At 55.8% G+C, this 24816-nt stretch carries 22 protein-coding genes; 11 read left to right on the top strand and 11 right to left on the bottom strand.

The annotated features are described in order from the left end of the window. Positions 1–7: 7 nt before the first annotated feature. Together ytfR and ytfQ are read right to left on the bottom strand one after the other, a co-directional pair. Positions 8–1510 (bottom strand): galactofuranose ABC transporter, ATP-binding protein YtfR, encoded by a 1503-nt coding sequence (gene ytfR / locus AC1MKH_RS02435; protein ID WP_276220602.1) that lies wholly within the window; start codon positions 1508–1510, stop codon positions 8–10. Positions 1511–1631: 121 nt separating this feature from the next. Next, a complete protein-coding gene (gene ytfQ / locus AC1MKH_RS02430; protein ID WP_253898310.1) occupies positions 1632–2588 on the bottom strand; it encodes a galactofuranose ABC transporter, galactofuranose-binding protein YtfQ in 957 nt (318 codons plus the stop codon). Positions 2589–2980: 392 nt separating this feature from the next. Between ytfQ and ppa the strand changes: the two genes are divergently transcribed. Next, positions 2981–3508 carry an inorganic diphosphatase gene (gene ppa / locus AC1MKH_RS02425; RefSeq protein WP_004857176.1) on the top strand — a complete coding sequence of 176 codons (528 nt, stop codon included), beginning with the start codon at positions 2981–2983 and terminating at the stop codon, positions 3506–3508. A 76-nt stretch (positions 3509–3584) separates the two neighbouring features. Here ppa and AC1MKH_RS02420 read toward each other — a convergent pair whose 3' ends face one another. The 5 genes from AC1MKH_RS02420 to tamA all read right to left on the bottom strand — a co-directional run bounded on the left by AC1MKH_RS02420 (position 3585) and on the right by tamA (position 10244). Then, positions 3585–3935: a type II toxin-antitoxin system ChpB family toxin gene (locus AC1MKH_RS02420; protein ID WP_276220603.1), complete on the bottom strand. Its 351-nt coding sequence runs from the start codon at positions 3933–3935 to the stop codon at positions 3585–3587. Further along, entirely contained in the window at positions 3929–4180 is a 252-nt protein-coding gene (locus AC1MKH_RS02415; protein WP_276220604.1) for an AbrB/MazE/SpoVT family DNA-binding domain-containing protein, read from the bottom strand. The genes AC1MKH_RS02420 and AC1MKH_RS02415 overlap by 7 nt, the downstream gene beginning before the upstream one ends. A gap of 207 nt (positions 4181–4387) precedes the next feature. Then, positions 4388–4732, bottom strand: coding sequence for a gamma-glutamylcyclotransferase family protein (locus AC1MKH_RS02410; RefSeq protein ID WP_015966166.1), 345 nt, complete (start codon positions 4730–4732; stop codon positions 4388–4390). 2 nt (positions 4733–4734) lie between these two features. Beyond that, positions 4735–8514: an autotransporter assembly complex protein TamB gene (tamB, locus tag AC1MKH_RS02405; protein ID WP_276220605.1), complete on the bottom strand. Its 3780-nt coding sequence runs from the start codon at positions 8512–8514 to the stop codon at positions 4735–4737. After that, positions 8511–10244 carry an autotransporter assembly complex protein TamA gene (tamA, locus tag AC1MKH_RS02400; RefSeq protein WP_276220606.1) on the bottom strand — a complete coding sequence of 578 codons (1734 nt, stop codon included), beginning with the start codon at positions 10242–10244 and terminating at the stop codon, positions 8511–8513. The genes tamB and tamA overlap by 4 nt, the downstream gene beginning before the upstream one ends. 267 nt (positions 10245–10511) lie before the next feature. On the opposite strand from tamA, the gene msrA reads away from it, so the two are divergent. Continuing rightward, a complete protein-coding gene (msrA, locus tag AC1MKH_RS02395) occupies positions 10512–11153 on the top strand; it encodes a peptide-methionine (S)-S-oxide reductase MsrA (RefSeq protein ID WP_276220607.1) in 642 nt (213 codons plus the stop codon). A gap of 2 nt (positions 11154–11155) precedes the next feature. Here msrA and AC1MKH_RS02390 read toward each other — a convergent pair whose 3' ends face one another. Continuing rightward, entirely contained in the window at positions 11156–12205 is a 1050-nt protein-coding gene (locus tag AC1MKH_RS02390; protein ID WP_276220608.1) for a LacI family DNA-binding transcriptional regulator, read from the bottom strand. 190 nt (positions 12206–12395) lie between these two features. On the opposite strand from AC1MKH_RS02390, the gene AC1MKH_RS02385 reads away from it, so the two are divergent. The 4 genes from AC1MKH_RS02385 (at position 12396) to paeA (ending at position 17259) form a co-directional block, all read left to right on the top strand. Continuing rightward, positions 12396–13550, top strand: a complete 1155-nt coding sequence (locus AC1MKH_RS02385; protein WP_276220609.1) for a Gfo/Idh/MocA family protein — start codon at positions 12396–12398, stop codon at positions 13548–13550. Positions 13551–13668: 118 nt separating this feature from the next. Further along, a complete protein-coding gene (locus AC1MKH_RS02380) occupies positions 13669–14736 on the top strand; it encodes a Gfo/Idh/MocA family protein (protein WP_276220610.1) in 1068 nt (355 codons plus the stop codon). Between the two features lie 10 nt (positions 14737–14746). Then, positions 14747–15769, top strand: coding sequence for a Gfo/Idh/MocA family protein (locus AC1MKH_RS02375; RefSeq protein WP_276220611.1), 1023 nt, complete (start codon positions 14747–14749; stop codon positions 15767–15769). A gap of 149 nt (positions 15770–15918) precedes the next feature. Then, positions 15919–17259, top strand: coding sequence for a polyamine export protein PaeA (gene paeA / locus AC1MKH_RS02370; protein WP_149462883.1), 1341 nt, complete (start codon positions 15919–15921; stop codon positions 17257–17259). A gap of 66 nt (positions 17260–17325) precedes the next feature. On the opposite strand, the gene AC1MKH_RS02365 is transcribed toward paeA, so the two are convergent. Beyond that, positions 17326–17532: a DUF1107 domain-containing protein gene (locus AC1MKH_RS02365; protein ID WP_015966176.1), complete on the bottom strand. Its 207-nt coding sequence runs from the start codon at positions 17530–17532 to the stop codon at positions 17326–17328. A gap of 324 nt (positions 17533–17856) precedes the next feature. On the opposite strand from AC1MKH_RS02365, the gene AC1MKH_RS02360 reads away from it, so the two are divergent. Further along, positions 17857–18414, top strand: coding sequence for a YtfJ family protein (locus AC1MKH_RS02360; protein WP_276220612.1), 558 nt, complete (start codon positions 17857–17859; stop codon positions 18412–18414). Here the strand turns inward: AC1MKH_RS02360 and cysQ are convergent. Beyond that, positions 18404–19147 carry a 3'(2'),5'-bisphosphate nucleotidase CysQ gene (cysQ, locus tag AC1MKH_RS02355; RefSeq protein ID WP_276220613.1) on the bottom strand — a complete coding sequence of 248 codons (744 nt, stop codon included), beginning with the start codon at positions 19145–19147 and terminating at the stop codon, positions 18404–18406. The two genes, AC1MKH_RS02360 and cysQ, sit on opposite strands and share 11 nt — an antisense overlap. A gap of 218 nt (positions 19148–19365) precedes the next feature. On the opposite strand from cysQ, the gene AC1MKH_RS02350 reads away from it, so the two are divergent. Further along, positions 19366–21309, top strand: a complete 1944-nt coding sequence (locus tag AC1MKH_RS02350; RefSeq protein WP_276220614.1) for a bifunctional 2',3'-cyclic-nucleotide 2'-phosphodiesterase/3'-nucleotidase — start codon at positions 19366–19368, stop codon at positions 21307–21309. Positions 21310–21422: 113 nt separating this feature from the next. Here the strand turns inward: AC1MKH_RS02350 and AC1MKH_RS02345 are convergent, their stop codons facing one another. Further along, entirely contained in the window at positions 21423–21803 is a 381-nt protein-coding gene (locus AC1MKH_RS02345; protein WP_041686329.1) for a winged helix-turn-helix transcriptional regulator, read from the bottom strand. A gap of 88 nt (positions 21804–21891) precedes the next feature. On the opposite strand from AC1MKH_RS02345, the gene AC1MKH_RS02340 reads away from it, so the two are divergent. The 3 genes from AC1MKH_RS02340 (at position 21892) to AC1MKH_RS02330 (ending at position 24699) form a co-directional block, all read left to right on the top strand. Beyond that, complete coding sequence (locus AC1MKH_RS02340; RefSeq protein WP_276220615.1) at positions 21892–22740, top strand: SDR family oxidoreductase; 849 nt, start codon at positions 21892–21894, stop codon at positions 22738–22740. A gap of 81 nt (positions 22741–22821) precedes the next feature. Next, positions 22822–23646, top strand: coding sequence for an AraC family transcriptional regulator (locus AC1MKH_RS02335; protein WP_276220616.1), 825 nt, complete (start codon positions 22822–22824; stop codon positions 23644–23646). A gap of 75 nt (positions 23647–23721) precedes the next feature. After that, entirely contained in the window at positions 23722–24699 is a 978-nt protein-coding gene (locus AC1MKH_RS02330) for a DMT family transporter (RefSeq protein WP_276220617.1), read from the top strand. Positions 24700–24816 lie beyond the last annotated feature (117 nt).

Here is a 24816-nt window from a genome sequence, read left to right as displayed (position 1 = left end):
TTACTCCTTATGCCGCAATAGCATTCATAATGGCCGGAACGGAGAGCTTATCGAGCGGGATCTCCGCCACCTGTCGGCGATCGCGCATGATGATTATCCGGTCGGCATAGCCCACCAGTTCTTCCAGTTCAGATGAAATCACCAGCAGCGCCAGCCCATCAGCGCACAGGGTTTCGATCAGACGGATGATCTCCGCATGTGCGCCGACGTCGATCCCGCGCGTGGGTTCGTCGAGGATCAGGAACTGTGGGCGCGTCAGCAGCCAGCGTGAGAGCAGGACTTTTTGCTGATTGCCGCCAGAGAGAAATTCGATCGGCTGTTCAGCACTCGGCGTGCGAATGCCGAGCTGACGAATAAAACGCTCGGCAATCTCGTTTTGTTCTTTGCGCGCAATGGGCCTTAGCCAGCCGCGCTGGGCCTGAAGCGCCAGAATGATGTTTTCCCGCACCGACGCGGCGGCAATGATCCCGTCGGTTTTGCGATCCTCCGGGCAGAAGCCGATCCCCAGGCAGGACGCCTGATGCGGCGATCGCAGGGTTTGGCTTTTGCCTTTGATCGTCGCACTGCCGCTGTCGGCGGGTTTGATACCGAAGATCACTTCCGCCGTTTCGGTTCGCCCGGAACCGAGCAATCCGGCCAGGCCGACGATCTCACCGGGGCGTACCTGGAGATCGAACGGTTCGATAGTGCCCTTTTTGCCAAATCCTTCAAACGCAGCGATCGGTTTATCGCTCAGCAAAGTACGGCCTGCACGCTGCAATGCGTGGGTGTCCAGTTCGCGGCCGAGCATCATTTTCACCAGTTCAATCTGCGGAAGCTCGCGCGTTTCCCGGCAGCCCACAAACGCGCCGTTGCGCAGCACGGTAATGCGATCGCTCACCGCGTAGACCTGATCGAGGAAGTGGGTAACGAAGATCAGACTGACGCCCTGATCGCGCAGCTGGCGCATCAGCGTGAACAGCATCTCCACTTCTTTGGTATCGAGGCTGGCGGTGGGTTCGTCGAGGATCAGCACTTTGGCGGAGAGATCGATAGCACGACAAATCGCGACGATTTGCTGCATCGCCACGGAAAACCGGTTGAGCGGCTCGCGGACATCCAGCGAAAAGCCGTAGGATTCCATCAGCGCGGTGGCGCGCTTTTCCATCTCTTTACGGCGCAGAAAACCGAAGCGTTTCGGTTCGCGACCAATGAAAAGGTTATCCGCTACCGACATATTAGGCAGCAGGTTCACTTCCTGATACACGGTGCCGATACCCAGCTGTTGGGCGTGAGCAGTATTTTTAGGCGAGATGGTGTTGCCATCCAGCCAGATTGTGCCGCGATCGGCATGATAAACGCCGGTTAAGGCTTTGATAAGCGTCGATTTCCCTGCGCCATTTTCGCCGAGCAGCGCCATGATCTCACCGCGCCGCAGGCTGAAATCGACGTTATCCAGCGCTTTAACGCCGGGGAAGAATTTGCTTAATCCTTCAGTGCGGAGGATTTCCTGGTGTTGGTTGGTACTCATGGTTTCCCCCTCACCCTAACCCTCTCCCGCAGGGAGAGGGGATAGAATGTGCATAATGGTTGGGTCCTGCTCCGGTTTTCTCCCTCTCCCTGCGGGAGAGGGCCGGGGTGAGGGGCCAAACTCAATACCCCATATTTTTCTTCTTCTCTAACTCTTCTTTTGCCGTATCCGGCAGGTAAAGCGTCGATTTGGTGACGGTCACTTTTTCCGGCAGGGTGCCGTCTTTTTTGAATTTCTCCAGCGCATCAAACGCCGGTCCAGCCATGTTTGGCGTCAGCTCCACGCTGGCGTTTGCTTCACCGGCAATCATCGCTTTATAGATATCTGGCACGCCGTCGATAGAGCCGGTGAGGATATCTTTGCCCGGCTTGAGCCCGGCTTCTTTAATCGCCTGAATCGCGCCGATCACCATATCGTCGTTATGGGCGTAAACCATGCAGATGTTCTTGCCGTTGTTCTCAGCCTTGATGAAGCTTTCCATCACTTCTTTCCCCTTACTGCGGGTAAAGTCGCCGGATTGAGAACGGATAATTTTGATGTTTGGCGCTTTAGCAATCGCTTCGGCGAACCCTTTCTTACGGTCAATCGCCACGCTCGCACCCACGGTGCCCTGCAGTTCAACCACGTTACACGGTTTGCCATCGACGGTTTTAGCAAGCCATTCGCCAATCAACTGCCCTTCGAGGACGTTATTTGCCGTGACGGTGGTCATGTAGAGCGATTTGTCTTTCACATCAATCGAACGGTCGAGCAGGAACACCGGAATCTGCGACTCTTTGGCCTCTTTCAGTACTGGCTCCCAACCTGTCGCCACCACTGGCGCAATGAAGATGGCGTCCACGCCCTGGGCGATGAACGAGCGTACCGCTTTGATTTGGTTCTCTTGTTTCTGCTGACCATCGGCGATTTTCAGGGTGATGCCGCGTTTCTGCGCTTCACTCTTCGCAACGTTGGTTTCCGCTGCGCGCCAGCCGGATTCAGAACCTACCTGCGAAAATCCCACTGTTAAAGGGGCAGCCATGACCATAGACGACATGGCTGCGGAAACTGCTGTGACAAGAAGTAAGCGCTTCCACATAAAGTTATCCTCATAGGGTTATTGTTGGTGAAAAACACGCCTGCGGACAAACTATAGACAATGGCAAATGTAACAGAATGCGTTACATCACAATTCAGGAAAGTGAATGCAATGTTAATTGTCAGTGTTGACAGGAGCTGAGGAGGAACAAGGGATCGGGCGATGATTGATATTGCAGAATTTTCGTACGATCCGAGGTGCGTAAAAGCACCAATGTAAACGGTTTCACAAATTTATTCAGGATGCGGCTAACTTTATGGATTTTAGAGTCATCGGAAGGCGCTGAAAAAGGCACCGTCGGTTAGAGAAGAGGTAAAACAGCTCAAGACTTTCGCGATGAGTTGGCTATAATACCCGCCACTTGTTTGCCATACATTTTAAAGGAAACAGACATGAGCTTACTCAACGTCCCAGCGGGTAAAGATCTGCCGGAAGATATCTACGTCGTTATCGAGATCCCGGCGAATGCGGATCCTATCAAATACGAAGTCGACAAAGAGAGCGGCGCACTGTTCGTTGACCGCTTCATGTCCACTGCGATGTTCTATCCGTGCAACTACGGCTACATCAACCACACCCTGTCTCTGGACGGTGACCCGGTTGACGTACTGGTCCCGACGCCGTATCCACTGGAGCCGGGTTCTGTGATTCGCTGCCGTCCGGTTGGCGTGCTGAAAATGACCGACGAGTCTGGCGAAGATGCCAAACTGGTTGCAGTACCGCACACCAAACTGAGCAAAGAATACGATCACATCAAAGATGTGAACGACCTGCCGGAACTGCTGAAAGCGCAGATCACCCACTTCTTCGAGCACTACAAAGACCTCGAAAAAGGCAAATGGGTTAAAGTTGACGGTTGGGACAATGCTGAAGCGGCTAAAGCGGAAATCATTGCTTCCTTCGAACGTGCGAAGAAATAAGCTTTCTTTTTGCGTGATAAAAGACACCGCTTCGGCGGTGTTTTTTTATGCCCGAAGGCATCACCGCGTACTCCGCCTAATCCAGAATTGCCTGCGCCCGAAGTAGAACATCTTCCACCACTTCCGCACTTGCTTCGCCCAGTTTCTTTGCCCCACGCGCGTTAAGATCCATCATGCGAAACTGATTAACCAGCACAACGCCGCTGACGTCGCCGGTTTTGCAGCTCAGTGGAACAGCGAAACCGGCATAGCGCGCATGGTTTCCACCGCGTGTAACAGGCGCGACAAGCACCATTCCTAAGCGATTAAAGGCGCTAACAGAGAGCACTAATGCAGGACGCCCTTCGCCCTTTTGTTCGTGCCCGCTCGTGGGGTCAAACCCCACCAGCACAATATCGCCGCGCGCAAACATTGTGCTTTTTACCATACTTCGTCACCCTGCGGACCGCTTTGCCCCCAAAGCTCTTCTTCGCTTAACGCTGGCGCGTTGATGTCGCACTGGGCCAACAGCGCATCCAGCGAATAGTGCCGTTTTAGCGGCGTCAGGATTATCTGATGTTCTTTCACCTTTACCTCCATGTTCTGCCCGGCAGACAGATTCAACTCTTTGACGACGGTACCTGGAATGACCATCCCCATACTGTTTCCCCATTTTTTGATGGTAACGTGCATAGCGCCCTCCTGAAGTTATACAAAGTATAACTCAGCAGTTCACCGTCGAGTTTGCCTTTTTGGGGTAAAACGCGCCAGCGTCCTTTTTAAGGTTTTCTTTAATCTGGAAAGAAGAACGTAGCGTGAAGAGACAACGGGAACAGATTGCAGAATAAGCGCGGTATGGCGCACAAAAAACAACGCCACCCGAAGGTGGCGTTATGTGGATTAATACTGGTCTTTATCTAACCAGTCTCCGCTTTCTATCAGCGGCAGCCCATCGACCGGGCGCTGATAGACGTACATCCAGGCACTACCGTATGGCGTTTGGATAAGGTGACGAGCGTATTCACCCGCTTTGGTGCGTAGCTCGTCAAGTTCAGCCATCGTCGCCGCATCAACCCGGTAAACCTCACCGTGTACTGTGCCCTTTCCCGGCACTGCGCCTGGATAGTGGCCCAGGCTGTACAGTTGATAATCGGCCACGCTGTGCTGGCCCAGCAACTGGGCGTTGGTCATCCAGTGGCTGTTGCCTTGTTTACGCCGCAAACTGCCGTATACAAATATTCGCATTGCTAAAACTCAAACTGATAGAGCAAATCAAGCGCCTGGTCGATACCAGACACCGCTTCCAGATATAGCTTAGGCATCAGGCGATAGCGTAACGTGAGAGTCGCTAAGGAGTCAAAGATCCCTACACCATATTTCACCTGTAGACCTGGCAGTACATAGCCGCTGACCACCACCTGGGAAGAGTCGCCCACCCCTTGCGTGTCCAGCGCCAGATTGCTTACGCCAAATGTCTCGCCGATTTTACCCACAACCTGACCACTTTGTGCAACCCCCAGGCCAATAAGCATGGATGTCATCGCGGCACTGTCGCTCTGATCGCTGTCCAGCCCCTGTCCACGAACCAGGTAAGAGAGCGCCATCTGTTGCGACATCGCCGGGTCGGAGAAGACTTCGGCTTTCGGTTGGTCTGCCGGGCCGGTGACGCGAATACCGGCAGTCACATCATCTTCGGTGGCGTCCGGGTTACGGATCGCTTCGATGTTCAGCAGCGGCTGATCCGGCGGGCCGGAGAAGAGCAGCTCACCTTTACGCACAATCAAATCCTGGCCGTAGGCGTGGAAGCGCCCTTCCGGAATGTTGATCTGCCCGTTCAGGCCGAGCCCCTGTTTATCCTGCGCCACTTTCAAATCACCGGTGAGTCGCGCTTTCAGTCCAAACGCATCCAGACGCACGTTGTTGCCGACGTGAATGGTCAGGTTACTGTTGATCGGAATCGACGCGCTTTTCGGGTTTTCCGGCTGTAGCTGATCGTTGAGCATCACTTCATCGCTGGAGACGCCCACTGCGCTTTCCGGTACGTCGTGTACCACAATGCGCGCCCACGGCACATCAACGCTGCCGTCGAGCGTAAACAGGCTCGGCGTGGCGTTAAATACCACATCCGGCGAAACGTCGAGGCGCACCATCGGCGGCACGGTAATACGTACCCGGCTGCCTTTCGCCGCCACGCTGGCGCGCCAGTTGTCGATCTGCGTCCAGTCGGCGTTGCCGCTCAGGCTAATGCTCCCCTGCTGCGTGACCACTTCCCCTTGCAGAGTGGATCGCGTGCCGTTGAAGTTCATCGCTATCTGGCTCGGCTGCATGTCGAACGGCATGAAGTTGGCGTCGAGATCGACACCGTTCAACTGCATTTGGCCAAACAGCTGTGGCCCCTGAACGTCGCCCCCGAGACGCAGGTTGGCGTTCAGTGTTCCCGCCGCTTTCTCGCCTTTTGCGAAGATAGGGTTAATCATCGCCAGCGAGAAGTTGCGGATGTTGACGTTGCCGCCCAGGTTACGCCGCCCCTGCGGATCGGTAACCTGAATCTGTCCATCAAGTTGCCCGTTATTGGTCAGGCGAATCATCCAGCCCAGCTCGGCGCGGTTGTTGTGCAGGTCCGCATTGAGATTCAGCGTGTCGAACGCCACCGGCAGCGGCGCGTCGTTGACAATCTGGGTGACCTTCACGTTACGCCCGTTAAGCGTCACTTTCCCCTGCGGCAGGCCTTCTTTGGTCGTGTCCCAGCTCACATCGGCGTTACCGCTGAACACGCCGCTGGCCTGCGTCTCTTCCGGCATAAACGGTTTAAGCATCGCCAGGTCGAAACGGTTAAGGTTCACCTGCGCACGCCCCGTCGCCCCGGCGTCGATGGTCTGCGGCACGCAAAGCTCGGCATTCGGGTTAGTCCAGCAGTGCGGGCCCACGCTGATTTTCTGCTCTTTGTTACGGTAATCGAGCGCGATCGCCCGAGACAGCGACCACGGGCCGACTGGCGTCTGGAAACGGGTATCGCTCAGCGAACCTTTCCAGCGCTCTTCTTTGCGATCAAAACTACCCGCCAGCGCCAGTTGCCCGGAGACCGGTTCACCGTTAATGCGCAGATTCAACGTGTGCTGTTTCTCGCTACCTTTGGCACTGAGATCCACGAGGCTGATATCCACGCCAGGCTGCGCAATACGCTCGACGCGCACATCAAGATTGCCCGCGATCTGGTCGGTGGATTTCACATCGCCTTCCACGCGTACCTGACCGACGGTCAGCTCCTGCCAGCGCAGGCCGCGCGCGGTGATATCCGCCAGCAACTGCGGCGCTTCCACCGTGCCGCGCACTTTCACCAGACCTTTCGCCGTGCCGCCCAGACCCGGCAAGGCATTATCCAGATTAGGCGCGTCGATGGTGGCGTCGAGATTGAGATCTTTAACGCCCAACTCACCTTTCACGTCCGCACTGTTGCGCCCCAGCTCCAGATGCAGACCTGGAATGGTCCACTGCATGTAGCTGTTGCCCTTCAGGGAGCCGTCAACATTCACTTTGTTCTGCTTCACGTTGCCGGTAATTTTCAGCGACGGCACATCCATCTGCCAGGTGCCGCCGTACAGGCTACCCTGGGTTTTGATCAGGCCATCCAGTTTCGACGGCCAGTCCGGCACCTCTTTTGCCGTGTTGATGCCGTGCAGCGCCAGCTCGCCGCGCCAGCTGATCGCCTGCTGCCAGTCGAGCAGGGCTTTCAGCTCGGTGGTGCCTTCCAGCGCCGCGACGGTGAGTTTGTCGAGATTGACCTGAAGTTCGTTGCCTTTCGCATCCAGCTTAATGTTGGCAGGCGGCACGCCCTGACCTTTCACCGCCGTCGCGAACGACAGCGTGTAGTCGGTCATTTTGCCGCTGAGTTTCAGTTTCAGATCGTCGGCCTGGAACTGCTTCTCGCCGGTAAATGGCCAGTACAGCTGCTTGCTGGTCACTTCCAGATTCAGCGGCAACCCGGCTTCGGCCAGTTGCGTTTGCGCGCGCAGTGACATATCCACCGGGCCGGAGAGATTCACACCCAGTTCCAGTTGCTTACGCACATCACCGCCCAGCTTGAGCTTGATTTTCTCGCCCTTCAGCGGGTCAATGTTCAGCGTGCTGTTGAGGGTGATATCCACCGGCCAGTCGTTGGTCAGTTGCGCAGTGCCGGTGGCATTTACCGTGCCCTGGCTGGAATCGATATCCAGCGTGTCCAGCTTCATATTGCCGTCGATGCTGCTCACCTTCAGCAGCATCTTGTACACCGTCAGGTCCGTATCGCCGGTGATGCGCAGTTGCTCGCCGCTGAAAGATTCAATATTCAGATTGAGCGGCAGATGCACATCGGTCATCTCCGGCAGCACCGGTTTCGAGAAGAGATCTTTCATCGTCTCGCCGAGCGGTTTTTCCTGCGGCTGCGGATTGTCAATCTTCGGCTCAACCACCTCTTTCTGCGCCACGTCCGCCACTTTCGGCAGGGCGATCAGCAGCCCTTGCAGCGTGGTTGGCGTCAGCGTCAGGTTTTTCTCCTGCCAGTTCAGCCCGGTCATGAAATCCATCACCGACACGGTGGTGTCGTCGATTTTGATATTCACATTGTTGAGCGACACGCGGCTAAGGGTAATGGGATATGGCGTGGAGAGATTCAGCGGGCCGCTCTCTTCCTCTTCCGCCGCCGGTGCGGACGGCGGCATTTTGCTGCTGTCGATGGCGACGTTGACGTCACGCAGGCCGATGTCGTCCACGCACAGGCTGCTGCTCCACAGGCATTCGGTTTTCACCGCCAGATGAAACTCACCCGCGTTCACCGCCACACCTGGCTGGGTGTAGCGCACGTTTTTCAGTGTCAGATTGCGCCAGCCGCCGGTCACCTGGCCGATCTCCAGCCCCGGCACCCAGCGGTTCGCTGCATTAAACAGCAGATGCAAACCTTTGGTGGTGCCAATCAGGAACGCCACCGCGCCGATAAGCAGCACGATAAAAATCAGTACGCCGAGGCTTATCTTCTTCCATAAACTCATAATTCAGGCCCCAGACCGATGTAGAACTGTAATCCATGCTCGTCTTTGTCGCCCAGCGGTGCGGCAACGTCGAGCTTGACCGGGCCCACAGGAGACTGCCAGCGAACGCCGACGCCCGCGCCGGTTTTCCAGTCGCTGCGGCGGATATCGCTCACCGCTTCGCCGCCGTCCATAAAGACCGCGCCCCACCATTTACCGGTGACGTTGTACTGGTACTCAACCGAGCCCGTCGCCAGTTTAGAAGCCCCTTTCAGCTTGCCGTCATCGTATTCCGGCGAGATCGATTTGTATTTGTAGCCACGAATACTGCGGTCGCCCCCGGCGAAGAAACGCAGATCCGGCGGAACCCGGTCGAAATCGCCGGTTTCAATCCAGCCGAGGTTGCCGCGCATTACAAAGCGGTGTTTGTCGTATAAGGTCCGAATCCAGACGTTTTGCGCCTGCCAGACGCTGAAGTCAACGTCTGAGCCCCAGGCGGTGTTGGAGTAGTCGATGGAGTACCGTTGGGAATCGCCCCAGGTCGGCATCAGGCCGCCGCGCGAGCGGGTACGGCTGATCATCACGCCCGGATAAAACAGCATGGTGGTGTTGGTGACGTTACCCTGGGTAAAGTGGTCGAAGCTCCAGCGCAGGTTAATCGCCCGCTGCCAGCCGCTGGAGAGGTCCCAGTAGCGCGACAGCGCAAGCGTGGTGGAGTCGGCTTCCGTATCGTTCAGGTCGGTGCGCTTAAAGCCCCCTTGCACCAGATAATACTGTTCAAGCGGGTTCTTTAAGAGCGGCATCTTGTAGCTGAAATCGAGGATCTGCTCAGGTGCGGAGACGCTGGCGCTGGTCGTCAGGCTATGCCCATAGGAGTTGATCCACGGTTTTTTCCACGTGGCCTTCACGCGCGGCCCGACGTCCGTCGAGTAGCCGACACCGGTTTCGATGGTGTTTTCACTGCGCGGCGAAACCACGCCATGCAGCGGTAAGACTTTCGTTTTGCGTGATTTTTCGAATTCCGGCGCGACAATCACCGATTTAAACCAGCCGGTCGCCGACAGGCGGCGGTTCAGCTCTGCCAGATCGCTGGACTGGTAATAATCGCCCTGCTTAAACGGCACGAGATGCTGCAAATACTCTTCACGAATCTGCGAGCCTTCAAAAGTGACCGCGCCGAAACGATAGCGCTCGCCGCTGTCATAATCGATATCCCAGAACGCCTGATGGCGATCGAGCGCGATACCAAGCTGGCTCTTTTTGAATTCGCTATCAAAATAGCCGCGACGCAGCGCAACGCTGGTTAAGCCTTTTTTGAAACCGTCGTAATCGCTGTGATCGAGGATAGTGCCAATAGCAGGACGCGTTTTCAGTAGCGCAAGATAATCTTTATCGGTACGCGCACCACCACGCAGAATCACGTCGGTGCCGCCAATGCGCACCGGTTCACCCGGCGTGACTTTCGCCAGTAGCACCTGACGCCCTTTTGCCGGCGGCGGTTTCAGTTCAAAATCAATCGTCGGTTCGTAATAACCGAGCGCTTTTAAGCCTTCACGGATAGCGTCATCGACGCGCGCGCGAAAACGGCGATCTGGCGTGACCTCATCACCCTGAATTGTCGAGAGCTGCGCTCGAACGTTTTTTTCCAGTTGCCCTGAAAGTCCTTCAACCTGCAAACGTATATTCGCTGCACTGGCAACACCGCTGGTCAGCAGTAAACCGACCACACATAACTGGCGGATTTGTCGCACATTTTCTCCTGAATATCCTGTTTCCACCCCAATGGAAACGAAAGCCTTTCCACGGCAATAACGGCGTCGGATACGTATCAACCGATTCCCTGCTCATACGTATGGCGCTCTGTTTTTAATAACCCTAAACGTTCTCGGGTTGAAAAAGAGACAACACCCCAAATTATTCTTATGTTTAAATCTAGACGTATTCGGCGTGTTTATTGTGTTAAAACTCACGCCTGGTTACAACCTTAACTGCTCATCCCGTAATCTGGAGACCGTCCTATGAGCTTATTTGAGAAAAATCACCTTGTGTCTCAATCGGATGCACTCCCAGGGCGCAATACACCGATGCCTGTAGATACGTTACACGCCGTTAACGGTCACTCAATGACGAATATTCCGGATGGAATGGAAGTGGCTATTTTCGCGATGGGATGCTTCTGGGGCGTTGAGCGCCTGTTCTGGCAGCTTCCTGGCGTATACAGCACGGCGGCTGGCTACAGCGGCGGTTACACGCCGAATCCGACCTACCGCGAAGTCTGCTCCGGGCAGACCGGACACGCCGAGGCGGTACGCGTGGTCTATGACCCGTCCGTTATCAGCTATGCACAACTGTTGCAGGTATTCTGGGAAAATCACGACCCGGCGCAGGGCATGCAGCAGGGCAATGACCACGGTACACAATATCGCTCAGCGATTTATGTGCTGACGCCGGAGCAGGAGCGCGAAGCGCACGCCAGCGCAGAACGCTTCCAGGCCGCAATGAAAAGTGCGGGCGACGATCGTCGCATTACCACGGAAATCGCCACCGCCAAACCGTTCTACTACGCGGAAGATGACCACCAGCAGTATCTGCACAAAAACCCGTATGGCTACTGCGGTATCGGTGGAATTGGCGTCTGCCTGCCGCCTCAGCTGGCATAACGCTACGGAGAAATCGCCGCGCGGGCCGTATGCCGCGTGGCGCTAACCACGCTGCCCGCTTCGCGTATTTTACCCTGCAACAGCAGGTTGAAAATGGGGGCCTGCGGGCGATTCAGCCGCGTTTGCAACAGGTGAACGGCCTCAATGCCGAGTTCCCGACACGGCACTTCAACGCCCGTCACTGAGGCATTTCTCAGGTGCCAGCTAAAATCAGTGGTCAACAGCGAGATATCCTGCGGCACGCGCAGGCCATGACGCGTCAGCACGCGCTGCACGCCCACCGTCATCCCTGAACTTCCGGGGAAAATCGCCTCTGGCCAGAGGCCGCGTGGGTGACTACTCAGCCAGGCGTCCAGCGCCTGTTCCGCTTCGTGAGCTGAAAATCCTTCCGTCACAATCAAAGACTGCTCGGGATCAAACGGAACGTGGTAGTCGCGATAAGCCTGTTTTATACCTTCCAGACGCGTATAGAGCGTTTCGCGCCGCAGGCAGGTGAGCGATAACACGCGCCGATGCCCGTTCTCAAACAGATGACGCAGCGCACTGTAACCAATGGCGTGGTGATCCGGCGATACCGCATCGAGCGCCATCTCTTTGTCATGAGAGTTAATCAGCACGCAGGGTTTATTCAGACTGGCTGCGAGCTTAAAGATAGTTGGGTCGTCGGTGCCGATAATAATGATCGCGTTGATGTGCTTACTGCCGGTCTTATCGAGAAAAAGACGAATGTCCGCCTGCCGCTCCTCCAGCCCGCACCAGGAGAGATACACATCGTGCGGGGCCACCGCGTCAGCAATGCCTTTGGTCACTTCCTGATAAAAGGTGTCGCCGTTGGCGGTAAACGTACGCGCCGGCGCAAACACGGCGATGCCATTAATCAGCAAACGCCCGCTCGCCATCTCTTCCAGCACACCTAAACGGCGCGCGCATTTCACTATCGCCGCCCGCGCTTTTTCACTGGTGTACGATTTCCCGCTCAGCACGCGTGAAACGGTGCTGATGGAGTAGCCCGTTTGGGTGGCGATCTGCTTCATTTTCAGCTTACCGGACATGATGTGATCTCGCTCGCAATCAAATTCTGCAAATATTTGCAGAACCAGTAAGCTGATTTTAAAACCTTTTTTTACCCTTTCGCCCATATTCCTGCTTTCCCTGCGAGCATTCTCACAAAATCCGTTTGTCGCCCCGTTTCACCTTTTCTATGTTGCAGACATCAACCCTTTTTACGACGCAAGGTACAGCATGAAGAAGGTACGGTTTGGCATTATTGGTGTGGGGAATATCGGTACGGTTCACGCCCGCTATCTGCTGGCGGGAACGGTCAAAGAGGCCTGCCTGACGGCGGTGTGCGACAACAATCCTGAAAAACACGCGACCATTCGCGCGTTAGTGGGCGAAGAAGTCGCACTGTTTAGCGATGCGCAGGAGATGCTGCAAAGCGGGCTGATTGACGCGGTGATTGTCTCTACACCGCACTACGAGCATCCGCGTTTGTCGATGATGGCGATGCGCCTGGGCATTCATACGCTGTGCGAAAAACCGGCTGGCGTGTACACCGCGCAGGTACGCGAGATGAACGAATTCGCGCGCGGCTGCAATGTGGTGTTCGGCATGATGTTCAACCAGCGCCCTAACCCGCTGTATCAGAAAGTGAAAGACCTGATCGACAGCGGCGAACTGGGCGAAATTCGCCGTTCTAACTGGATAATCACCAACTGGTATCGCTCACAAAGCTACTACAACTCCGGCGGCTGGCGCGCCACCTGGAAAGGCGAAGGCGGCGGCGTGCTGCTCAACCAGGACCCGCACCAGCTTGACCTTTGGCAATGGCTGGTCGGTATGCCCGTTCGCGTGCGCGCGTTCTGCCAGTTCGGCAAACATCGCCAGATTGAAGTCGAAAACGAAGTCACCGCTTACGCGGAGTACGCCAACGGTGCGACGGGCGTGTTTATCACCACCACCGCAGAAGCCCCCGGTACGAACCGCCTGGAAATCGCCGGCGATCGCGGCAAAGTGGTGGTTGAAGAGGGCAAGCTGCGCTTCTGGCGACTGCGCGAATCGGAAACCGAATTCAACGCCCGCTGGCAAAACGGCTTTGGCGAACCGGAGTGCTGGGAAGTGACTATGCCGGTGGCACCGGAGTGCAGCGATCATCACGTGATCACCACCAACTTCGCTGCCGCCGTGCTGCACGGTACGCCGCTGCTGGCACCCGGTCAGGAAGGCATTCGCGGCCTGACGCTCTCTAACGCAATGCACCTTTCCACCTGGACGGACAACTGGGTCGATCTGCCGCTGAATGAAGCACTGTTCAAACAGCTGCTGGATGAGCGCATTGCAACGTCAGTGGATAAAAACGTCGAGAGTAAAACCCTGGACGCGTCCGGAACCTGGTAATGCCCTCACCCCGGCCCTCTCCCACAGGGAGAGGGAGAAAACCGGTCCCCTCTCCCTTGAGGGAGAGGGTTAGGGTGAGGGGGAAAACCCTGCACCGCAGCCATAAAGGAACACAACAATGAGCATCAAAGACGGAATGAACTACGCCCCGGTGGGCAAACCTCAGCCGGTGGTTGCGCCGGGCGAATTTATCATTGCCGCCGCCGCGCTGGATCACGGCCATATCTACGGCATGTGTAACGGCTTGATTGAAGCGGGTGCAACGCTGAAGTGGGTGTTCGATCCCGACCCGGCTAAGGTGGCGAAATTCGTCGAGCAGTATCCGCAGGTGAAGGTGGCTGATTCTCTGGAAACCATTCTGACCGATGCCAGCGTGCAGCTGGTTGCTGGTGCCGCCGTGCCTTCTGAGCGCTGCCCGCTGGGCCTGAAAGTGATGGATGCAGGCAAAGATTATTTCACCGATAAAGCGCCCCTGACCACCCTGGCGCAACTGGAACAGGCAAAACGCAAAGTGCTGGAAACCGGGCGTAAATACGCGGTGTATTACAGCGAACGCCTGCACGTTGAAAGTGCCGTCTTCGCCGGGCAACTGGTGGAACAAGGGGCGATTGGCCGCGTAATGCAAACCCTCGGCGTTGGCCCGCACCGTGAAGGCGAAGGACGCCCGGAATGGTTCTACGATAAAGCCCTGTTCGGCGGCATTCTGTGCGATATCGGCAGCCATCAGATTGAGCAATTCCTCTTTTATACCGGCAACCGCAACGCGCGCGTGGTGGCAAGCCAGGTGCGCAACGTTAATCATCCGCAGTATCCGCTGTTTGAAGATTTCGGCGACGCGATGCTGGCGGGCGACAACGGCGCAACCGGCTATTTCCGCTGCGACTGGTTCACACCGGACGGCCTTTCAAGCTGGGGCGACGGCCGTCTGACGCTGCTGGGCACCGAGGGCTATATCGAAATTCGCAAGTATGTCGATATCACCCGCAAGGAGCAGGATGTGGTTTATCTGGTCAACAAAGAGGGCGAGTTCCGCTATCCGGTGGCGGGTAAAGTAGGCTTCCCCTACTTCGGCGAGTTGATTCTCGATTGCCTGAACCGCACCGAAAATGCCATGACCCAGGAACACACGTTTAAAGCCGCCGAGCTGTGCGTGAAGGCGCAAATGCTGGCCAACGCTCAGGCCTAACGGAGGCACTATGGGACCCATTCATGCAGCGATTATCGGCGCAGGCTCCATTCATGGTTGCCATGCAGACCCGATACTCCAGCACCCGCAAGCCCGGTTGTACGCACTTGTTGATACGGATGTTGACAAGGGCCGGGCGTTGGCAGAAAAGTATAATTGCCGCTTTTACGCCGACTACCGCGACCTTCTGGCCGATGCAGACGTCGATGTGGTGCACATCTGTACACCCCATCATCTGCACCGGGAGATGATTATCGCCGCACTGGCGGCGGGCAAACACGTCTTTAGTGAAAAGCCTGTCGTCATGAATGGGAGTGAACTGGCGCAGATCCAGGCTGCGGTCGAGCGTGCCGATACGCAGCTTGCGGTCTGCTACCAGAATCGCCTTAACCCCACCAGCCAGCGCATCCGCCAGATTATCCAGAATGGAACGCTCGGCAACATGTTAAGCGTCAAAGCCAGCCTGACCTGGCATCGCCACGGCACGTACTATAACGAAAGCCCGTGGCGTGGTCGCTGGGCTACGGAGGGCGGCAGCCTGTTGATAAATCAGGCGATTCATACGCTGGATTTGATGCAGTGGTTTGCCGGCGGCGTGCGGCGCATTAAGGGTGTGGTGGAAACCAGCCTGCTCGAATCGCTTATCGAAACCGAAGATTCGGCGATGGCAACGATGGAGTTCAACAACGGCGCGCGCGGCATTTTCTACGCCACCAACTGCTACACCACCGATTCCCCACTGGCGCTGGAGATCCACTTTGAGCGCGGATTCTTACAGCTCGAACGCAGCACGCTCTGGCAGGTTGTCGATGAGCAACGCACGGCGCTCGTTAATGACGAGCTGCCGCACGGCAACGTCAAACGCTACTGGGGCGACAGCCACCGCCAGGCGATAAACGATTTCTATGCGGCAATCCTCGACCCGACGCAATACGGCGGGGCCGATATTCACGATGCGGCGGTATCGCTGAGAATGGTCAACGCCCTTTATCAATCCTCGGCGCAGCGTCGCTGGATTGACCTTCCCCGCTAAGCAAAATGCGCCCACTGGCGAATTTACACTCTTTTACGCTATACTAGCTGCGAATTCGCCGGTCCAGTGCCTTCGGACCGGTTTTTAGTGTATTCCACACGACGTTCAACTTCCCTTCCGAGGATCTGGCCTTAACGGTCGGATAAGATATGTTAAACAGTATTTTAGTAATACTTTGCCTGATTGCCGTCAGCGCCTTTTTCTCGATATCCGAGATCTCGCTGGCTGCCTCCCGTAAAATCAAACTCAAGCTGCTGGCCGATGAAGGCAATGTGAATGCGCAACGCATCCTGAAAATGCAGGAAAACCCCGGTATGTTCTTCACCGTGGTGCAAATTGGCCTTAACGCGGTCGCCATTTTAGGCGGTATCGTGGGCGATGCGGCATTCTCACCGGCGTTCCACAGCCTGTTTTTGAATTACATGTCTCCTGAGCTCGCCGAGCAGCTGAGCTTTATTCTCTCCTTCTCGCTGGTGACCGGCTTGTTTATTCTGTTCGCCGACCTGACGCCGAAGCGCATCGGTATGATTTCGCCGGAAGCCGTGGCTTTGCGCATCATCAACCCGATGCGCTTCTGTCTTCTGGTCTTCCGTCCGCTGGTCTGGTTCTTCAACGGCCTCGCCAACAACATCTTCCGTATTTTCAAACTGCCGATGGTGCGTAAAGACGATATTACGTCTGACGACATTTATGCGGTGGTGGAAGCGGGTGCGCTGGCGGGTGTGCTGCGTAAACAAGAACATGAACTGATTGAGAACGTGTTTGAGCTGGAATCACGTACCGTGCCGTCTTCCATGACGTCGCGCGAAAACGTGATTTGGTTTGACCTGCATGAAGATGAGCAGAGCCTGAAAAACAAAGTGGCCGAGCATCCTCACTCTAAGTTCCTGGTGTGTAACGAAGATATCGACCACATCATTGGTTATGTCGATTCGAAAGATCTGCTGAACCGCGTGCTGGCAAACCAAAGCATGGCGCTGAACAGCGGGGTGCAGATCCGCAATACCCTGATTGTGCCGGACACGCTGACCCTTTCTGAAGCGCTGGAAAGCTTCAAAACGGCGGGTGAAGACTTCGCGGTTATCATGAACGAATACGCGCTGGTGGTGGGCATCATCACCCTGAACGACGTGATGACCACCCTGATGGGCGACCTGGTCGGCCAGGGCCTGGAAGAGCAGATTGTGGCGCGCGATGAAAACTCATGGCTCATCGATGGCGGTACGCCGATTGACGACGTGATGCGCGTGCTGGATATCGATGACTTCCCGCAGTCTGGCAACTATGAAACCATCGGTGGCTTCATGATGTTTATGCTGCGTAAAATCCCGAAACGCACCGATGCGGTGAAGTTCTCCGGCTACAAGTTCGAGGTGGTGGATATTGATAACTACCGCATCGACCAGCTGCTGGTCACGCGCATTGATAACAAGCCGACGGTATTAGTGCCAAAACAGGCTGAAATCGAAGAGAAAGGTACAGCAGCATAAATCGCTTCCCTGAAAACATCAACGGCTCCCATTGGGAGCCGTTTGCTTTTCTGCCGCTAGCTGCCGTTATGCCATCTCGGTTTGCAGACGCATAACGTGGCGGTTGACCTCGGACATCACAGAATAGTGCTGCTTGTCCTTAATCTTGGGGAGCAAAATTTTCCCCTTATCAAACTCAAAAGCACCAACGTCCTTGATGTACAACCGTCCACGGAACAGGATTTTTACGTACTTTGCCACCTGAAGCGGGTTGTAGCGTTGGAAAATTTTCATTCTTATCTCCTGCGAGTATAACGCCCTTGTTGATTCCAAATTTGGTTCAACGCTCCGGGGCGCAATGTTAAATACCCGTTAACTATAGTCCATAACCACAGAGCTACCCTAGTATAGGGAGCTTTATTTACCTTTTTATTACAATAATTGAGAATTTTCTTTTCAGCTATACGATGAATACAGTATAAGCCTTCGATTTACTGCGGTTATGTGCGTTCCGCCACAAAGTGGCACTAACCTTGCGGGAAAAACATATCAATAGCACTTATGCTTAAAAGCATCGGCCAAGTGGTCGGATCACCTGCATAAAAAGAAGGACACACCATGACCTTACGTTCTCTGTTGGCCATTTCATGCCTGTTAATGCCGTTGATGGCGTCCGCCCACGCGCTGAAAGAGGGTGAACGCGTACCTGCGGTAGGCGTTGCCGATCGCGGTGAATTGATGCTCGACAATGATAAGTTTAGCTACAAAAGCTGGAATAGCGCGCAGCTTCCTGGAAAAGTGCGAGTGGTGCAACATATTGCCGGACGCACTTCCGCCAAAGAGAAGAATGCCGGGCTGATTGAAGCCATTAAAGCGGCGAACCTGCCGCATGACCGCTACCAGACCACCACCATCGTCAACACCGACGACGCCATTCCGGGCACCGGAATGTTTGTGCGTAACAGTCTGGAGAGCAATAAAAAGCTCTTCCCATGGTCGCAGATTGTGGTCGACAGCAACGGCGTGGTGATGAAAGCCTGGCAGCTGGAAGAAGAGAGTTCAGCGATTGCGGTGCTGGATAAAGACGGCCGCGTGCAGTGGGCAAAAGATGGCGCGTTGACGCAGGATGAAGTGCAGCAGGTGGTTACCCTGCTGCACACATTACTTAAAAAATAGCGACGCGGAAGCCGGGGTTGAGGAAGGATTCACGCGGCGTGTAATCGAGGGTTTTCCCCTGCCAGTCGTGAACCCGCGCCCCGGCGGCAACGGCCACCGCGTGCCCTGCGGCAGTATCCCAGACGCAGGTCGGCCCAAAACGCGGGTAGAGCTGCGCCTGCCCTTCTGCGACCAGGCAGAACTTGAGCGATGAGCCAATAGAGGTGGTCTGATGCTCACCCAACTGTTGTAAATATTCAGCGAGTTCCGGATCGCTACTGTGCGAACGGCTAATCACCACCAGCGGCGGGCGTGCATCGCGGGCGTGAATTTGTTTACTCACGCCGCACTCTTCTTTCCACGCTTTGCCTTCGGCTGCGCTGTACATCACCTTCGTGACCGGCGCGTACACCACGCCCAGTACCGGCTTACCGTGCTCAATCAAGGCGATATTGACGGTGAATTCGCCGTTGCGCTTAATAAATTCTTTGGTGCCATCCAGTGGGTCCACCAGCCAGTAGCGCTGCCAGTGCTGACGCACATCCCAGCCCGGCGGGTCCTCTTCCGACAGAATCGGAATGTCAGGCGCCAGCGCTTTGAGGCCGTTAACAATCACATGGTGCGCCGCAATATCCGCTGCCGTGACGGGAGAATCGTCTTTCTTGCTGGCAACGTCCATCGGTAGCGCTCCATCATAAACCTGCATAATGGCATCGCCCGCGTTCCGTGCAAGCTGACATACTTGTTCTAACATTCTCCACCTCGTTGAGATTGCAGTGGTGTTAACTCGTTGTTTTATTTATATCGCATCGTCACGCATTGCGCCATTCCCATCGGCGACGCCGGGTCAGGATATCTGTGAAGCGCTGCCGGTTTCCGGTCATCCTTTTCTGGCATGATTCACATTCTCGTAAGCAACAGAATGTACATACATTTTCTTATGTGCCCTGGATCTGAAAAGGACGCCCCCTGATGATTAAGTTTAGCGCAACGCTCCTGGCCACGCTGATTGCTGCCAGCGTCAACGCCGCCACGGTCGATCTCCGCATTCTGGAAACCACTGATTTGCACAGCAATATGATGGATTTCGACTATTACAAAGATTCTGCCACCGAGAAATTCGGACTGGTCCGCACCGCCAGTTTAATTAATGCCGCCCGCGCGGAGGCCGCCAACAGCGTGCTGGTGGATAACGGCGATGTGATTCAGGGCAGCCCGATGGGCGACTACGCAGCAGCCAAAGGCTTAAAAGCCGGGGATACGCATCCGGTTTATAAGGCGATGAACACGCTCGATTACGTGGTGGGAAACCTGGGCAACCATGAGTTTAACTATGGGCTGGACTTCCTGCATAAGGCCATCGCCGGCGCAAAATTCCCGTATATTAACGCCAATATCATCGACGTTAAGAGCAAGAAACCGCTTTTTACACCCTATCTGATAAAAGAAACCACGGTGAAAGATAAAGACGGCGCAACGCATACGCTGCGTATCGGCTATATCGGTTTTGTGCCGCCGCAAATCATGACGTGGGATAAAGCCAATCTTGACGGCAAAGTGACAGTCAACGACATCACCGAAACCGCCCGCCACTATGTGCCAGAGATGCGTAAAAACGGTGCGGATGTGGTCGTCGTGATTGCCCACTCCGGGCTCTCTGCCGACCCGTATAAGGCGATGGCGGAGAACTCCGTTTACTACCTGAGTGAAGTGCCGGGCGTTGATGCGATTATGTTTGGCCACGCGCATGCCGTTTTCCCGGGGAAAGATTTCGCGGATATCAAAGGCGTAGACCTTGATAAAGGAACGCTGAACGGTGTGCCTGCGGTGATGCCCGGAATGTGGGGCGACCATCTGGGCGTGGTCGATCTGGTGCTGAATAATGACAGCGGCAAATGGCAGATCACCTCGTCGAAAGCGGAAGCACGCCCAATCTACGATACGACGGCGAAGAAATCGCTGGCGGCGGAAGACAGCAAGCTGGTTGAAATCTTAAAAGCGGATCACGACGCCACGCGCGAGTTTGTCAGCAAGCCTATCGGAAAATCGTCCGACAATATGTACAGTTTCCTGTCGCTGGTGCAGGACGATCCGACCGTGCAGGTCGTCAATATGGCGCAGAAAGCCTACGTCGAGCACTATATTCAGGGCGATCCGGATCTGGCAAAACTGCCGGTGCTTTCCGCCGCCGCGCCGTTTAAAGCCGGTGGACGTAAGAACGACCCGGCGAGCTATGTCGAGGTCGAGAAAGGGCAACTGACTTTCCGTAACGCCGCCGATCTGTATCTCTATCCGAACACATTGGTCGTGGTGAAAGCCAGCGGTAAAGAGGTGAAAGAGTGGCTGGAGTGTTCAGCCGGACAGTTTAACCAGATTGACCCGACCAGCACCAAACCGCAGTCGCTCATCAACTGGGATGGCTTCCGCACCTATAACTTTGACGTTATTGACGGCGTGACGTATCAAATTGATGTCAGCCAACCGGCACGCTACGACGGTGAATGCCAGACGGTGAACCCAAAAGCGGAGCGCGTGAAAGATCTGAAATTTAAAGGGAAACCGATCGACCCGAACGCAACATTCCTGGTGGCGACCAATAACTATCGCGCTTACGGCGGCAAGTTCGCGGGCACGGGCGACGGGCATATCGCGTTCGCCTCACCGGATGAGAACCGTTCCGTGCTGGCCAGCTGGATAAGTGCCGAATCGAAACGTGCAGGCGCTATTCACCCGGCAGCGGATAACAACTGGCGCTTAGCGCCGATTGCCAGCAAGGCCGCGTTGGATATTCGCTTTGAAACCTCACCTTCTGAGAAAGCAGCGGCGTTTATTAAACAGAAGGCGCAGTATCCGATGAAGCAGGTCGCGACCGATGATATCGGCTTTGCGATTTATCAGGTGGATTTGAGGAAGTAATGCCCCTCACCCTAACCCTCTCCCACAGGGAGAGGGAACCGATAGTGCGGTATGAACGCTCTGCGCCGGTTTTCTCCCTCTCCCTGTGGGAGAGGGCCGGGGTGAGGGGGCATTTATGCCGCACGTTCATCCCGCACCGCCAGCACTTCTGGCAAATTCAGCTCAATCCAGTCGGCCAGCGCGGCAACCTTCTCACTCACCTGCTCACCCAGCGGCGTAAGGCTATACTCCACATGCGGCGGTACGACCGGATAGGCGATGCGGTTGAGAAAACCATCCTGCTCCAGCGCCTGTAACGACTGGGCGAGCATCTTTTCACTCACCCCGCCCATCTTACGGCGCAGATCGCTAAAACGATGCGTACCCTCGCGCAGCGCGACCAGAATCAATACACCCCAGCGGCTGGTGACATGTTTCAGCACATCGCGCGACGGGCACTGTTCGGCGAAGAGATTACCCTCTTTCAGTTGTTGCGACAGGCTCACCTGACTCATTTTACACTTACCTTTTTGTGCGTACTTACTAAAAGTAAGTTTAGGTGTTAGCGTATTTAAACACAAGACAAACCGATGGAGACTTCCCATGATTGCAATTACCGGCGCAACCGGCCAACTGGGCCAGCATGTTATCGAATCCTTACTGAAAACCGTTCCTGCGAGCACTGTTGTGGCTATCGTGCGTAACCCGGCAAAAGCACAGGCACTGACTGCGCAGGGCATTCACGTACGCCAGGGCGACTACAGCGATGAAGCCGCGCTGAAATCGGCCCTTCAGGGTGTGGATAAACTGCTGCTGATCTCTTCCAGCGAAGTGGGCCAGCGTGCCCCGCAGCATCGCAACGTGATTAACGCGGCGAAGACTGCGGGCGTGAAATTTATCGCTTACACCAGCCTGCTGCATGCGGATACCTCCCCGCTCGGCCTCGCTGATGAACACGTTGAAACCGAGAAAATGCTGGCGGATTCCGGCATCGCTTACACTCTGCTGCGCAACGGCTGGTATACCGAGAACTATCTCGCCAGCGCCCCGGCAGCGCTGGAACATGGCGTATTTATTGGCGCGGCAGGCGACGGCAAAATTGCATCCGCAACGCGCGCCGATTATGCGGCCGCGGCGGCGCATGTAATTAGCGAAGCAGGTCACGAAGGCAAGGTCTATGAACTGGCGGGCGACAGCGCCTGGACGCTGACGCAACTGGCAGCGGAACTGACCAAACAGAGTGGCAAACCGGTTGCCTATCAGAACCTGAGCGAAGCCGATTTCGCTGCCGCGCTGAAAGGGGTTGGTCTGCCTGCGGGTCTGGCGGATATGCTGGCGGATTCGGATACTGGCGCGTCAAAAGGCGGTCTGTTTGATGACAGCAAAACGCTGAGTAAACTGATTGGCCGTCCAACCACGACACTTGCTGAGAGCGTCAAAGGTATCCTCTGAAGGTTACTATTTGGTTAATTTTTGTAGCGTCCCTCCGGGTCATCTTCGATAATGAAAAGATGATACCGGAGGAGCCTATCCGTGCAGGGCGTACCTGACCACTTCACAGACGAAAAAGACAGCGCCAACTTCCGGCACCTGGCGCAGGTGCCGGGCGTGGAGCTGTATCACGCGCATATCTCGCGCTACGCCTTCGAACCGCATACGCATGAAGCCTTCGGCATCGGCACCATTGAGCTGGGCGCGGAGCGTTTTCGCTATCGCGGCAGCCAGTATGTGGCATCGGTGAATTCGATTGTCACCATGAACCCCGACGAACTCCATACCGGTGAAGCGGAAACCGCCGACGGCTGGCGTTATCGCATGATTTACCTCGACCCGACGCAGCTTGAAGAGATCACCGGTGTCCGTCACTGGTGGTTTAGCGATGTATTGCGCCATGACCCGCAGCGCTCGCAGCTTATCGGCCAGCAGATTTATCAGTTGTGGCATACCCGCGATCCGCTGGCTCAACAAGGCGTTCTGCTCGATCTTATTGATACCTTCCGCCCCTTCGCCCATCATGCGCCGCAGAGTGCGGAAGCCAGCCATCGCTTCGACCAGGTTCGCGACTATCTGCACGATAACTACATGCAGCCCGTGACACTCGACGAACTGGCGCAGGTCGTGGCACTAAGCCCGTATCATTTTCAGCGCCAGTTTAAAGCGCATTTCCACGTCACTCCGCATCAAATGCTGATGGCGATCCGCCTGTGGCGCGCGAAAGCGTTTCTGACCCACGGCATGCCTGCGGCCGAGGTGGCGGCGGCCACAGGCCTTACCGATCAGTCGCATCTCACCCGCGCCTTTACCCGGCGCTACGGCATCACTCCGGTGCGCTACCAGAAGCAGGTTGCCAGGCGCTAATGCGCAATCCGGTACAATATTCCCGCCCTGCACCCGCCTACACTGTGGCGAACAGTGGTCAATGTGGATGTAAAAATGATTAGTGGTGTGCTGTACGCTCTGCTGGCGGGGCTGATGTGGGGTTTGATTTTTGTCGGGCCGTTGATCGTGCCGGAATATCCTGCGGTGCTGCAATCGACCGGGCGTTATCTGGCGCTGGGGCTTATCGCCTTGCCGCTGGCATGGCTGGGGCGCACAAGGCTAAAGCAGCTCAACCGGCGCGACTGGTTTACCGCCCTGGCGCTGACTATGATGGGCAACCTGATTTATTACGTGTGTCTGGCGAGCGCGATTCAGCGCACCGGCGCGCCCGTCTCAACCATGATCATCGGCACACTGCCCGTGGTTATTCCGGTTTTTGCTAATCTGCTCTACAGCCAGCGCGACGGCAAACTCGCCTGGTCGAAACTGGCTCCGGCGCTTATCTGCATTGGTATTGGCCTGGCGTGCGTGAATATCGCCGAGTTAAGCCACGGCTTACAGGACTTCAACTGGACGCGCTACGCATCCGGTATTGCGCTGGCGTTAGTCTCGGTGGTGTGTTGGGCGTGGTATGCCCTGCGCAACGCCCGCTGGCTACGGGAAAACCCGGATAAGCACCCAATGATGTGGGCCACCGCGCAGGCGCTGGTGACGCTGCCGGTGTCGCTGCTGGGTTATTTTGCCGCCTGTGGCTGGCTGAGCACCCAGCCTGAAGGTTTTCCGCTGCCGTTTGGCCCGCGTCCGATGGTGTTTATTACGCTGATGATCGCTATTGCCGTGCTCTGCTCGTGGGTCGGCGCGCTGTGCTGGAACATCGCCAGCCAGCGTTTACCTACCGTCATCCTTGGGCCGTTGATCGTGTTCGAGACGCTGGCCGGGTTGCTTTATACCTTCATACTTCGCCAGAGCGTACCGCCGCTGCTGACGCTGAGCGGAATTGCCCTGCTGGTGCTGGGCGTGGTGATTGCGGTACGCGCAAAGCCCGTTAAGCCTGCGCTACGGGAGTTGAGTCAGGAGACAAAAAATGCCTGATGGCGCTGCGCTTATCAGGCCTACAGAGTTTGTGCAACATATTGAATTAGCGCTACTTTGTAGGCTGGATAAGGCGTTTACGCCGCATCCGGCAAGAACAAAGCGCACTTTGCCTGT

The sequence above is a fragment of the Pseudocitrobacter sp. CD920760 genome (genome assembly GCF_057782505.1).
This window is presented reverse-complemented; position numbering and strand designations above follow the sequence as displayed.

Coding starts and splice junctions, on each gene's coding strand:
- ytfR (WP_276220602.1), bottom strand. CDS start 1,510: ATGAGTACCAACCAACACCAGGAAATCCTCCGCACTGAAGGATTAAGC.
- ytfQ (WP_253898310.1), bottom strand. CDS start 2,588: ATGTGGAAGCGCTTACTTCTTGTCACAGCAGTTTCCGCAGCCATGTCG.
- ppa (WP_004857176.1), top strand. CDS start 2,981: ATGAGCTTACTCAACGTCCCAGCGGGTAAAGATCTGCCGGAAGATATC.
- AC1MKH_RS02420 (WP_276220603.1), bottom strand. CDS start 3,935: ATGGTAAAAAGCACAATGTTTGCGCGCGGCGATATTGTGCTGGTGGGG.
- AC1MKH_RS02415 (WP_276220604.1), bottom strand. CDS start 4,180: ATGCACGTTACCATCAAAAAATGGGGAAACAGTATGGGGATGGTCATT.
- AC1MKH_RS02410 (WP_015966166.1), bottom strand. CDS start 4,732: ATGCGAATATTTGTATACGGCAGTTTGCGGCGTAAACAAGGCAACAGC.
- tamB (WP_276220605.1), bottom strand. CDS start 8,514: ATGAGTTTATGGAAGAAGATAAGCCTCGGCGTACTGATTTTTATCGTG.
- msrA (WP_276220607.1), top strand. CDS start 10,512: ATGAGCTTATTTGAGAAAAATCACCTTGTGTCTCAATCGGATGCACTC.
- AC1MKH_RS02390 (WP_276220608.1), bottom strand. CDS start 12,205: ATGTCCGGTAAGCTGAAAATGAAGCAGATCGCCACCCAAACGGGCTAC.
- AC1MKH_RS02385 (WP_276220609.1), top strand. CDS start 12,396: ATGAAGAAGGTACGGTTTGGCATTATTGGTGTGGGGAATATCGGTACG.
- AC1MKH_RS02380 (WP_276220610.1), top strand. CDS start 13,669: ATGAGCATCAAAGACGGAATGAACTACGCCCCGGTGGGCAAACCTCAG.
- AC1MKH_RS02375 (WP_276220611.1), top strand. CDS start 14,747: ATGGGACCCATTCATGCAGCGATTATCGGCGCAGGCTCCATTCATGGT.
- paeA (WP_149462883.1), top strand. CDS start 15,919: ATGTTAAACAGTATTTTAGTAATACTTTGCCTGATTGCCGTCAGCGCC.
- AC1MKH_RS02365 (WP_015966176.1), bottom strand. CDS start 17,532: ATGAAAATTTTCCAACGCTACAACCCGCTTCAGGTGGCAAAGTACGTA.
- AC1MKH_RS02360 (WP_276220612.1), top strand. CDS start 17,857: ATGACCTTACGTTCTCTGTTGGCCATTTCATGCCTGTTAATGCCGTTG.
- cysQ (WP_276220613.1), bottom strand. CDS start 19,147: ATGTTAGAACAAGTATGTCAGCTTGCACGGAACGCGGGCGATGCCATT.
- AC1MKH_RS02350 (WP_276220614.1), top strand. CDS start 19,366: ATGATTAAGTTTAGCGCAACGCTCCTGGCCACGCTGATTGCTGCCAGC.
- AC1MKH_RS02345 (WP_041686329.1), bottom strand. CDS start 21,803: ATGAGTCAGGTGAGCCTGTCGCAACAACTGAAAGAGGGTAATCTCTTC.
- AC1MKH_RS02340 (WP_276220615.1), top strand. CDS start 21,892: ATGATTGCAATTACCGGCGCAACCGGCCAACTGGGCCAGCATGTTATC.
- AC1MKH_RS02330 (WP_276220617.1), top strand. CDS start 23,722: ATGATTAGTGGTGTGCTGTACGCTCTGCTGGCGGGGCTGATGTGGGGT.